We start from the raw sequence: 11833 nt of genomic DNA on the forward strand, positions 1-11833 counted from the left end.
ACGATACAACTCCATCACCGCCGGATGCACCAGCGCTTCGGCCGCCGAACGAACAGGAATTTGCCGCGCAATAATTTCGGCCCGCAAAGTGTCGGGATTGGGAACAATCAGTGCGGTCAAAAACTTTCTTCCTTCACCAATGATGATCGCTTGCGAAATGAGCGGCTCCTGGGCGAGTAAGCTTTCCAAAAACACCGGCGCAATATTTTTACCTCCCGCCGTGACGATCAATTCTTTCTTTCGTCCTGTTATCCGTAAATAACCGTCTGCATCAAGCGCGCCCAAGTCGCCGGTGTGCAGCCAGCCGTTTTGGAGAACACTCGCAGTTTCTTCAGGATTTTGCCAATAGCCAAGCATGACGTGCGGGCCGCGAGTGAGCACTTCGCCGTCTTCGGCAATTTTAATGTCCACGCCCTCAATAGCCCGGCCGACGGTTCCAACTTTGTTGTGATCCGGCGTGGCGGTGGCGATGACCGGCGACGATTCTGTCAGGCCGTAACCTTGCACCAGCGGCAAGCCCTGCTGCCAAAAGAATTCCGCCACATGATCTGGAAGCGCTGCTCCGCCGCTGCAACAGGCACGGATGTCGCCACCGAGCGCTTGTTGCAAATACGTTTTGCCGCCAGGAGCGGCTGGCCCCAGTTTTCCCGTTTCGGAAAGCCGCCGATAAACTCGCTCGAAGAAATACGGCACGCCGTTCAATAGCGTAGGCCGCAAAATCTGGCAATGGTCGATGATTTTTTCCCGATCTTCGACCACGGCCAGTTCCGAGCCGCGCGCCAACCAGGTATACAAATCGCACGTCCGAGCAAAAATATGCGAAAACGGCAGCCAGCTTAGGCGAATATCTTTCACCGTGGTTTCGAAGGCGGCACAGCATCCGGCCGCGTTGCTGGTTAAGTTTCCATGACTGAGCATTACGCCCTTGGCTTCGCCCGTGGTGCCGGAAGTGTAAAGGATGGTAGCTAAATCGTCCGCCGTTGTTTGCACCAGCGATTCTTGCAGTAGGGGGTCGGCGGCATCTTTACCGATCGCGGAAAATAACTCCGTAAAGGGCAAAATGGGCTGTCCGGCGATTTCGCGTTCGGTCGGTTCGTACGAAAAGAATTGCAAACCCCGCGGCAGAGCAAGGCTCTCCACTGCTAGTTTTCCGGCTTGCTCCGCTGTAGAGAGCAGCACCATTTGTGCTTCGCTATTTGCAATTTGCCAGGCGATTTGCGATCCCGAAAGGGACGCATGCAAGGCCACATGCACTCCGCGCGCCACGTGCACAGCCAAGTCGGCTAAGATCCACTCGTAGCGGTTTTCGGAAACCTGCACCACCCGATCGCCTGGCTGCACTCCGGCTCGCCGTAACCCGGCGGCCAATCGCCGCACTTCGTGGGCCAGTTCGTTCCATGAGAGCGACCGAAACGCCGCCCCATTACCGGTGGGCAAATGCAGGGCCGTTCGGTCGCCTCCTCGAGCCACGCTGTCGCAAAACAATTTGACGAGAGTGGTCGATGGAACGCTCATCGGAAAAATTCAACAGATCCGAGTTCGATTCACACCCGTTCGAAAATCGTGGCAATTCCTTGCCCTACGCCAATGCACATGGTGGCCAATCCGGTCGTAGCGCTTTGATCGAGCATGGCGTGCACTAAGGTGGCAGCGATTCGCGCGCCGCTGGCACCCAGCGGATGGCCAATGGCAATCGCCCCGCCTCGGACGTTTGTTTTACCCTCGTCCAACTTCAACATCCGGATGCACGCCAGCGCCTGCGAGGCGAACGCTTCGTTCAATTCGATGAGGTCAATGTCCGACAGTTTCATTCCGGCACGCTCCAACGCTTTCTGCGCGGCCGGCACTGGCCCGGTGCCCATGACCGCCGGTTCCACGCCAATCACGGCCGTCGACACAATTCGTACCAACGGCTTCAGGCCGAGAGATTTTGCTTTTTCTTCCGACATCACCAACAGTGCCGCGGCTCCGTCGTTCAAGGGGGAACTGTTGCCGGCGGTCACCGTTCCCATGCCCGGCATGAAAGCAGGCTTCAATGCGGCGAGCGATTCCAAACTGGCGTCCGGCCGAATGCACTGATCGGTTTCCACCAAAATGCGATTGCCCGCCTCGTCTCGCCCAAACACCGGCACAATTTCCGGCTTGAATTTGCCTTCGCGGGTTGCGGCGGCAGCGCGTTGATGGCTGCGAAGTGCGAACGCATCTTGCTCTTCTCGCGAAATACCCTGTGTTTGGGCCAGAAATTCCGCGGTAATGCCCATGAGCAGTGCGCCCTTACTGGTGCGTTCGAACAGCTTGGGGTTGAGATCTATTCCGGCGTCCATCGGAATATGTTGCATGTGTTCCAGGCCCCCGACAATTTGCACATCCTCCGCGCCGGCCACAATCGAATGCGCCGCCTGATTGAGCGCTTGCAAGCTCGATCCGCACAAACGGTTGATGGTTGCCCCGCCGCTGTGCATGGGCAAACCCGCCATCAGCGCCACGGTTCGGGCGACGTTTAATCCCTGCTCTCCCTGCTGTTGCGTATTGCCCAGCACCACGTCTTCGATTTCGATAGGATCGATTCTGCTGCGTTCGATCAGCGCCTTCACGGCCGATACGGCTAAATCGTCGGACCGGACGTCGCGGAACACGCCTTTCTCTTTGTGCGAGCGGCCAATGGGCGTGCGCACGGCAGCGACAATCACAGGGCGCTTCATGTCAGAGCCAGGGTTCGGGGTTCAGGAATTGTAGTTAGGAAGCACGTCAATTGGGGATGATTTCCACTTGTAATGTTAGCGCTGGTGGTCAAGTGCGTGCCGGTCAAGGGTTTTCTCAGCCATAAAACTTCTTTCCGGTTTTGGCCATGTCTTCGAGCATCGGCGTCGGTTTCCAGCGCTGGCCCAGTGACTCCAGCGGTTTGAGCATTTCCAAAATCTTGGCGACGCCCAGCATGTCGGCCCAAAATAACAGGCCCCCTTTGAACGGCGGAAAACCCAGGCCGTAAATCAAACCCAAATCGACATCGCGCACGTCGCGCACAATTTTGTCGGTCAGCACACGCGTGGCTTCCAGCAGCATCGGCAAAAACAGCCGAGCGGTGATTTGCTCCTCGCTTAGCTTTTGCTGGCCACGAATCATCGGAGCAAGCAGCGGCTTGAGTGACGGATCGTTTTCGCCGCGATCCTTGCCGCCAGTGTATTTGAAAAAGCCAGCCCCAGATTTTTGCCCTAGCCGCCCCGCTTTGATCAGCGCCGGCACAACCGGCGATACCACAATTCGTTCCGGAAAGGCATCGTAGATGACGCGGCCGGCATAAAAAGCCGTGTCCAGGCCTACGACATCGAATAAAGTAATCGGCCCCATCGGCATGCCGAAATTCTTAGCCGCCCGATCAATGGCGGAAATTTCCACGCCTTCCAGAAGCAGTTCAATCGATTCGTTCATATACGGCAGCAGCAGCCGATTGACCAAAAATCCAGGGCCGTCGTTCACGACAATCGGCGATTTGCCAATCGACTTGGCATAGGCCACGGCGGTAGCAATGGTCTCGTCGCTGGACTGCTGGCCGCGGATTACTTCCACCAATGGCATTTTCCGCACAGGGTTGAAGAAGTGAATTCCGCAAAACTGTGCCGGCCGCTTTAGTCCTTCCGCCAATCGCGTGATGGGAATGGTCGAAGTGTTGGAAGCCAAGATAGCATCGTCTCGCAACAGCGGCTCCAACCGAGCAAACACTTGCCGCTTGACTTCGGGGTTTTCGACCACGGCTTCGATGACTAAATCGGCGTGCGCTAATTCTGCATCGGTGGTCGTGGCGTGCAGCAGCGCGGCGTATTTGAAAGCCCGTTGCGGATCGGAGCCTTTCGTTTGTTTATTGTAGGAAACTTCTTCCAGGATTTTTTGCACGCCCACACCCAATGCTTGGGGCACGGCATCGGTCATGGTGACCGGCAAATCGCGCTTCAGGTTTGCCGCTGCGATCCCTTGCCCCATAATGCCGGCCCCGATTACGGCCACCGATTTGATCGGCCGTGTGGCGACATTCGGTCGGTCGATGCCGGTGTCTTTTTTGTTACGATCTGACAAGAAAAACACATTGATTAGCGCGCGGTTCACTGGCGAGCCGAACAGCGCAGCCATCCCTTCGGCCTCGGCGTTGCAGGCCGAATCGATATCTTGCGTGGCCGCGCCCAACATCACTTCCAGCGCGGCCAGCGGCGCCGGATAGTGCCCCTTGGTTTGTTGCTGGAGGTAACCGTAAGCGGTGGCGCCCAAAAAGCCCAACTCGGTCTCGTTCATGTCGATGGGCCCACTCCAGCGGCGGCGGTCTGTGAGGTATTGCTTCGATTTTTGCTCCGCGCGGATCAAGCGAATAGCCGCTTCCTGAATGCGGGCCGCCGGCGCCACATCGGAAGCCAAACCCATTTTGTAAGCCGCGCGGCCGTCAATGCTTTCGCCGCTGGTGACTAATTCCACCGCGTTCGAAAGACCCACGATCCGCGACGACCGGGCCGTGCCTCCCCAGCCGGGAAACAAACCCAGCTTCACTTCCGGAAAGCCAAACTGAGTTTTGGCGTCATCCGCCATGACGCGGCGATCGCACCAAATGGCCAGTTCAGCCCCGCCCCCCACGCAAATGCCATCGATGGCCGCCACCGTAACAAACGGGCAATTCGCCAGCCGCTGAAACAGCTTGCGGCCCCGGGTGCACATGGCTGTTACGTCGCTTTTGGGCATGTCGAACGAAGCGGCGAATTCGCGCAAATCGGCGCCGGCGATAAACGAGCCTGGTTTGCCCGACCGCACAATCAGCCCGGCCAAATCCTGCCGCGTTTCCAACACATCCAAATGTGCCGATAGTTCTTCCAGCACGCGCTGCGAAAGGACGTTGGCCCCTTTCTTGGGGTCATCCAACGTCAGCACCGCAATGTCGGGCTCGGCAAACGAAAGGCGAATTACAGCATCATTGGGCATAAATCAATTTTCCTGCCATGGAGTACCGTCAAGATAGACCTGACGCCGCCCTGCGTAAACCCGTAACTTTGCCGTTCTCGTTAGCTTACTCCCGGCTTGCTTAGCAATTGGCGAAACAGGTAGAATCCAAGCGTCAGTGGTTTGAATTTCCGAATGGAGCCTAAGATTCATGACGAACCGCAAGTTGTTGGCGAATATTCTGGTTTTTTTCCTGCTAGTTGTGTTGGGAGTTTCGACGCGATGGCTTTCGGAGGCCAGTTATCCCAAGCTGCCTACCGCCGGCGCCAGCGAACCGTCGAGCATCACCTCGATTGGCCTAGCGAATTTTACCGCCGTTACCGCAGCCGGGCTGTTCGCTGGTTTTTACTTTGTCCCGCGATTCGTGGCTTGCCTGGTCCCGCTGGCCATTGTCGTCGTCAGCAATTTGGGATTGCCAAAATACAATAACCGCTGGGAAATGAGTCTGGCGATAGCGATGTTGGTGCTGCCCATTGCGTTAGGTTGGGTGCTGCAACGCCGATCAAGCTGGCTCCGAGTTTTTGGATTCGCCGCCGCACCGGCCATTTTGTTCTACTTGGTCACCGATTTCGTCCTGTGGCCGGGCAACGAGCTGTATCCTCATACCGTTGCCGGGCAGCTCGACAGCTACATTGCCGCCTTGCCGTTTTTACGCAACATGCTCCTGGGCGATTTATTTTTTACCGGCCTGATTTTCGGCATTTATCGTTGGTTTGCCTCCCGCGAGGCGGTGCTACAGCACGATCCGCAACTTGCGCCGGTAACCGTGGTTTCAGACTAATAGCCATTCTGGGTCCTTCACACGCTTGATGCGCCGTCGTTGTGCGCTTTTCCAGGCGCTCAGTTACTTGTGGAACAATCGGTATCTTTTCGCTAGGCTTATTCTCAGTCCCGCCCGCTGCCGATGTTAAGCCCTAACGGCAACTGGATGCCTGCTGCTTCGCGGAACGATTGCAATCTGTGGTGACGTGCCCGAAATATGCTCTTTCGGGCGCCCCCGATCTCGCAATTTCCGCAGCCGCACTGTGCGCAATGGACTGTCCCCAATCCTTCGTCCCTTGTGCATAGAGTGCGCGGTGAACCGATCCACATCTCCCCAGTTGCATCTCCGTTCCAGCGAAGCGGATGAAGTGCGGACCGATCTGGCCGACTTGGCCTGCATTGGCGAGCTGTGCCAGGCGTTTGCCGACGCCACCGGTTGGCCGCTGCGATATGTTTCCGAATCTGAACCCGAAGAAAATCTCGATCTGCTTTGGTCCGCCCCGGTCAACCCGGGCGTTGGAGAACCTCCCGGACATTTGCGGATCGATTTATGCGGCAGTTCGACGGTGTACGAATCGATGCGTTCCGATTGGGAAGCTGCCGAGCGCATGGCAGGGGCCATTGGGGAGCTGCTGAACGAATTGTTTGCCGCCCGCCGTGCGTTGCGCGAAAGCGAAGCGGAATTGGCAGCCGCCATTCCCGTCAAGCGCCACCCCAATGAACAAAGCCATTTGGCTTCGCGACTAGAAGCTACCTTAAAGGCTGGCGCCCAAGCCATCGGTTGCCAATCGGCGGGCCTGTATTTGCTGGACGAAGCAACCAGCCAGCTCAAGCTCCGGGCCGCGTGGGGATTGCCGCTGGAAAAGCTCAGCGAACCGCCCCGCCCCCTGGCGAACCAAATGGCCGATTTGGAGGCGCTCATCGGACATGCCATTGCACTGGAAACACGGGCCGATATGGTCGGGTCGTGGAAGCCGCCCGAGAAGGCCGCGGCTGCATTGTGCGTGCCCGTTTCCAGTCCCACGACGCAGCTCGGCACGCTGTGGTTGTTTTCCAACGCCGAGCGTCCCTTTACCGACGAGCAAACGAACATTGCCGAAGTAGTGGCGGGCAAAATTGCCTCCGATTTGGAACGCGAGGCGCTGGTGCAGGAAAAAACAACCGGTAATCAACTCGAAAAGCAAGTGCAGGCCGCGCGGCGCAATCAGGAGCATCAATTGCCCATCGAGTCTCCGCCGCTGCCAGGCTGGGCAGTCAGCGGCTGGACCGAACAAGCCGACGCATTAGGGGGCGCCTTTTACGATTGGCGCATGCTCGACGATTCGTCGCTATTGGTCATGCTCGGCGATGCCTGCGATGGCGGATTGGAAGCGGCCATTGCTTCGACCGCGCTGCGCGCGGCATTGCGAGCGGCCAGCGAATCCCCCTTGGAGGTCGACGAATTGCTGCGCCGTGCCAATCGCGTTCTTTGGGAAAGCTCCGCGGGAAATTGGCGGGCAGGGCTATGGCTGGGGCAGCTCAATTTGCTCAATGGCCGCTGTCAATTCACCGCTGCCGGCAGGCCGAGTGCGATGTGGCTTAAGCCCGACGGTTGGGCTTCGCTCGTCAAACCAAGCGAACCGCTGGGCCTCACGCCGGTAATTCAAACGGAGCGAAAAAGCCCGCTGATATTGTCGCCCGGCGAATCGTTAGTAGTGTGCAACCATGGAATCATGGATACCTGCAATGAGCGCGGACGCCCCATCGACGAAGCCGCGTTATCTGCCATGCTGCGTCAAGAATTGGCTGCGTCGCCACAGCGAATCATCGAACGAGTACGCGACTGGCTCCCCAATTCAGCCCGAGTGTCTCCATTCACATTAACGACTGGCGGCGTTCCATTCGACCCAAGCCGCAATGAACGGCCACAATCGGTTCAAGACCGAAGCATCCTAGTCGTGCAGCGTCTGCTGAGCTAGAATCCGTAAACCCGCGGGAATGGCGGAATTGGCAGACGCGCTAGGTTGAGGGCCTAGTGGTAGCAATACCGTGCAGGTTCAAGTCCTGTTTCCCGCACTGAGCACGGGGGTTTTTCATGCGCGGGCGCCCCTGGGCACGCCATCGCCAAGATTACGTTCGGCGCACTACTTTGCCGTTTTTTCATCCGTCGCCGGCGCCGTGGCGCTGGCCGCAGGGGCTGGCTCGGTTTTTGTGTCGGCAGGCGCAACGGCATTGGTTGCCGTGGCGCTATTGTCCGGCTTCTCTTCGGCGGGGAATAAGATCGGATTCAAGATCGGCATGAATTCCCTTAAGAACGGCAAGGCCGCGCTGTCTGCAGCATTGATATGCGTCGTCCCCTGTAAATCGGTGCTGGCATAGATTTTGTACAGCGCCGGATAATGCATCAACCAGGTTTTTGGGATGCGCGGGGATTCCCATTTGCCGTCATGGCTGAAGCTCCAAAAAATGCGAAGATCTTGTGGATTAAACGACAGGCCTTTGCGAAACCGGGTCGTTCGAAAGTCAGCCGACGTTTTGTCACTGTCTCCCATTTCGATCGTGTAAGGTTGTTCGTCTTCCGCTTCTTCAAAGCCGCTTAACACAAAGCATTGATCAGGAGTGTGTTGCGTAATATCCTTCGGATGACCACAAACAATATAAACATTCACCACTTTGCTACGATCGGTCCGATCTGTGTACGTTCGGGAAATGGTGTTCGTTGCGCCCGAGGCCTCTTTTTCGCGCTCCGAAATGGGAGATTCGACACTCTCCCAATTCCCGAACGAGGTGGGAACGTGGTTCAGCCGCTCCGCGAAGGCCGCCTGCTCTTCCGAAACCGAGCGTGCGGCCCAGCGCTCTGTCCACATTCCTTGTAGATACGAATGCGCGGCTAAAAGCACAACGCCCACAATGGCTAATCGAACCAGCACTTTGCCGGATCCGTGGACGTAGAAATGGGCGACCATCAACCCCAAGCAGGCGATCGCCGGGATTATAAAACTCCAATAGGATTGCAATATTTCCATGAAAAATTATCCGGCATAAACATTTTCGGCGAAAGCTGCGACAGAATCACGGTTCGGCCGCACAAAACATTTTACGTGGGGGACGGCAAGGCATAGGCCGGTCGGCGGCTGGTTTCGGTGATGCCGTTGACCACCGCGCCTAACACCTTAACGCCGACAGATTCCATGCGCTCACGAGCTTCGTGCACTTTTTGCAATTGGCTAACGTCCCGGCGCACGCTCAAAATGGCGGCATCCGAATGCACTCCCATCAGCAGCGTATCGGCATAGGTCAATACGGGCGCGGCATCGAGGACGATAAATTCAAATTGCTCACGCGTCTTATCGAGCACATCTTTCAGCGAGTCTTTTGCCAACGACGCAATGGCCTGGTAGTCGCACGCACCGGCGGCAACCAACATCAACCCATCGACCGGCGTCGATTGAATGGCGCCTTCCAATTCGACCTCGCCACGCAAAATTTCGCACAGGCCCGGCTCTAGCGTCGCACTAAACATGGCATGCACGGTTGGCGCACGCAGGTCGCCATCGATCAGCAGTGTGCGGCGGCCGGAGCGTGCCAAGCTAGCGGCCAAGTGCGAAGCCACGGTTGTTTTTCCTTCTCGATCACCGGCGCTAGTCACCAAGATGACATGTGGAGCACCATCGCGCGATTGCCGCAATAACATGGTGCGGATGCTATCGACCGATTCGGCCAGAATACCCTGCATGGCGGCAGCGCCATTGACTCCCTTGGCACGTGAAAGTACTTCCAAATTCGGCACGGTGCCCAACACGCGCAGGCCAGTTTGGGCGCCCAATTCCGTGGACGTGTTCAACCGTTTGGCTTGGTATTCCATGGCCACCACGGTTCCGGAGCCCAGCAACAATCCCAAAATTCCTGCGAAAGCCGTCACCACAATGCGAAACACTTCGCTGGGCGCGTCAGGCACGGAGGCGTCGTTGAGCACACGCACGCGTGAGGGCAATTGCAGTGACAGCCGTACGTCGTTCAATTGAGATTGCAGTTTTTCACGCTCTCGTTCCGATTCCCTAATTTCCTCTTGCAAGCTGGATAACTCTCCGCTGGCATTGCCCAGTTTCGCGGTCTCCGCCGAAACGTCATCCAAATTCTTCGACAGTCTTTTCAAATTGTCTTCTATCTGGGTCTTGGCAATTTCCAATCTGTCAGGATCCAGCGCCTTTTCTCCCGCCTCGGTACTTTGATCCGCAAGCACATGCTTGACAATTTGGGGCCGAAGTTCGCGGCGCTTATCGTCAAGCCGCTGCTGAATGCCTGCCAACGTGTTCTTGTACTCTTTGACTTTTGGATCGCGGTCTTTCAGCTTCGAGGCTTGGGTCTCAAGCGCGATCATTTGCTCGTACTGGCCGGCTTGCTTGGTGAGATCGGCAATTTTGTCATCGTGCGACAACGCCAGCTCCACGAGGTACTCGGGAACGCTGGATGGTTTGTCATTTTCGCTCTTCCAAAATAGCAACTGCTTTTCCACCTTGGCCAAATCTTCGTGAGCCCGACTCATTTCATCCATGATGGTTGTGCTTTGATGAATCAGGATGCTTTCGCGAAGCTTCACCGAGTCCAAATCAGCCGAACTGGTTTTTTCTTGCAATTTTTGCAGGGCGTCGTGTTTGTTGGAGATGTCGGTTTGCAGGCCACCCAAGGTGTTTTCCAACAGATGGAGTTTTTGCACGCTCTCGCGGTTTTCCACTTCCACGACATTGTCAATGTAAGAGTCTTTCACCGCATTGACGATTTTGACCAACTGTTGCGGGTCCTTGCCGCGCATGCGAATTTGCAACAATTGCGAATCTCGCGGCGTAACGACCGTAATTTCGTCCTCGAGGAACCGGCGCTGCTCTTTTTCAGAACGCAGCAACGGCAGGCTTGAAATGCCCTCCTTGTTGAGCGCTTCTACCAACACCACCGGACTGCGGATCAATGCCGCTTGGCTTTGCCGATAGGGCTCGTATTCCGATGCGTCCCATGAACCCGGGGTTGAACTCCATTGCTGGGGAGCGCCGACGCGCAACCACGCCACCACTTCATAATTCTGCGGCGCCACCAGCCAGAGCAGCGCCGCCAGCGGCACGCCCACCATTAACCCCGCCACCAGCGCCAACAACCACCGACGGCGAAGCGCGTGCAGCAATTGCGAAAAATTCAGCCCCCCCGGCGTACCCTCCACGTAAGCGCCGCCATAACCCGGCGCGACATACGGGCTCAGGCCATGCATTTCGTAATCCCGCACCATCAGGGCATGATTGCCTGACGCCGCGTCGCCATAATGGCCCGCATCTGAGTGGCCAATATCCTGATGGCTAGCCTCGTTGTTCATCGGATCAATATCGCTTGGAGAAGCTTGAGTCACTGCTACGCCTCTTAGTTCGAGTCAAAAATCTGCCCTACAAACTTGTATTGTGTCATTCGCCGTCAGCGCTAGCGAGCACGGGTCGGCACCGGTCGGTGGACCGCTCTTGTGTTTGGCGAGCTTAATCCACCGGCATGCGGTGGTTGATCGTGCGTGTCTTCGACAAACAGCCGATCCAAAATCTGGATTTCGAGGTACATGAAGCCCAATGCAATGGGAATCATGAACCAGCCGGCCAGATCATGGAAAAACCGCTTGGCAAATTCCGATTCTTGTCCCAGCAACATGTACAACAGCGCGGTGATGACAATCCGGATGACATTCACCACCAAGGCAATCGGCGCGGAACTGACAATGATAAACGCCTTCTGCCACCAAGGGCGTTCAATGATCATGCTCATCGCCACGGCCAGCGCCAGAAAAATCGTCGCCATTCGCAAGCCGCTGCATTGCTCTTCGACATTCAACGGAAAGCCTTCAAAACCGATCAGAATTTTATTCCCTTCGTTGTAGGCATTCACGCCCATCGTCTGCAACGTGTAAGTGCTCATCGTCGTGGCGGTATGTTGCAACGGATTTAGCAATGCACGCTCCGGGGCCGTCGGCAGCGGAATCATAAAAACCAAAAATGCCAACGGCGCCGCTGACCACCTTAACGCCGGCCATCCGCCAGCAATCACAAACACGCCGGCCAATACGGGAATGATGGAGATCATGTCC

Annotated in this window: 8 protein-coding genes and 1 tRNA gene; 3 read left to right on the plus strand and 6 right to left on the minus strand. The window is 56.7% G+C overall.

The features are described from left to right. The 3 genes from VFE46_07660 to VFE46_07670 form a co-directional block, all read right to left on the minus strand. On the minus strand, window positions 1–1515 hold a 1515-nt coding region (locus VFE46_07660), incomplete at its 3' end, for an AMP-dependent synthetase/ligase (GenBank protein HZZ27870.1). Between the two features lie 29 nt (window positions 1516–1544). Further along, window positions 1545–2702 (minus strand): acetyl-CoA C-acyltransferase FadA, encoded by a 1158-nt coding sequence (fadA, locus tag VFE46_07665; GenBank protein ID HZZ27871.1) that lies wholly within the window; start codon window positions 2700–2702, stop codon window positions 1545–1547. Window positions 2703–2817: 115 nt separating this feature from the next. Next, the gene (locus VFE46_07670) at window positions 2818–4959 is read right to left on the minus strand and encodes a 3-hydroxyacyl-CoA dehydrogenase NAD-binding domain-containing protein (protein HZZ27872.1); all 2142 of its coding nucleotides are present in this window, start codon (window positions 4957–4959) and stop codon (window positions 2818–2820) included. Window positions 4960–5128: 169 nt separating this feature from the next. Between VFE46_07670 and VFE46_07675 the strand changes: the two genes are divergently transcribed. The 3 genes from VFE46_07675 to VFE46_07685 all read left to right on the plus strand — a co-directional run bounded on the left by VFE46_07675 (window position 5129) and on the right by VFE46_07685 (window position 7794). Beyond that, window positions 5129–5758: a DUF6580 family putative transport protein gene (locus VFE46_07675; GenBank protein ID HZZ27873.1), complete on the plus strand. Its 630-nt coding sequence runs from the start codon at window positions 5129–5131 to the stop codon at window positions 5756–5758. Between the two features lie 295 nt (window positions 5759–6053). Continuing rightward, window positions 6054–7697, plus strand: coding sequence for a SpoIIE family protein phosphatase (locus VFE46_07680; GenBank protein ID HZZ27874.1), 1644 nt, complete (start codon window positions 6054–6056; stop codon window positions 7695–7697). 13 nt (window positions 7698–7710) lie between these two features. Then, window positions 7711–7794 (plus strand) — tRNA-Leu (locus tag VFE46_07685). 68 nt (window positions 7795–7862) lie between these two features. On the opposite strand, the gene VFE46_07690 is transcribed toward VFE46_07685, so the two are convergent. The 3 genes from VFE46_07690 to VFE46_07700 form a co-directional block, all read right to left on the minus strand. Then, window positions 7863–8744, minus strand: a complete 882-nt coding sequence (locus tag VFE46_07690) for an exosortase-associated EpsI family protein (protein ID HZZ27875.1) — start codon at window positions 8742–8744, stop codon at window positions 7863–7865. A gap of 71 nt (window positions 8745–8815) precedes the next feature. Then, the gene (locus VFE46_07695) at window positions 8816–11113 is read right to left on the minus strand and encodes a polysaccharide biosynthesis tyrosine autokinase (GenBank protein HZZ27876.1); all 2298 of its coding nucleotides are present in this window, start codon (window positions 11111–11113) and stop codon (window positions 8816–8818) included. A 68-nt stretch (window positions 11114–11181) separates the two neighbouring features. Then, a partial coding sequence (locus VFE46_07700; protein ID HZZ27877.1) for an exosortase/archaeosortase family protein occupies window positions 11182–11833 on the minus strand: 652 nt, incomplete at its 5' end.

It is taken from the genome of Pirellulales bacterium (assembly GCA_035656635.1).
Taxonomy (GTDB): Bacteria; Planctomycetota; Planctomycetia; order Pirellulales; family JADZDJ01; genus DATJYL01.

Coding starts and splice junctions, on each gene's coding strand:
- VFE46_07690 (HZZ27875.1), bottom strand. CDS start 8,744: ATGGAAATATTGCAATCCTATTGGAGTTTTATAATCCCGGCGATCGCC.
- VFE46_07675 (HZZ27873.1), top strand. CDS start 5,129: ATGACGAACCGCAAGTTGTTGGCGAATATTCTGGTTTTTTTCCTGCTA.
- fadA (HZZ27871.1), bottom strand. CDS start 2,702: ATGAAGCGCCCTGTGATTGTCGCTGCCGTGCGCACGCCCATTGGCCGC.
- VFE46_07670 (HZZ27872.1), bottom strand. CDS start 4,959: ATGCCCAATGATGCTGTAATTCGCCTTTCGTTTGCCGAGCCCGACATT.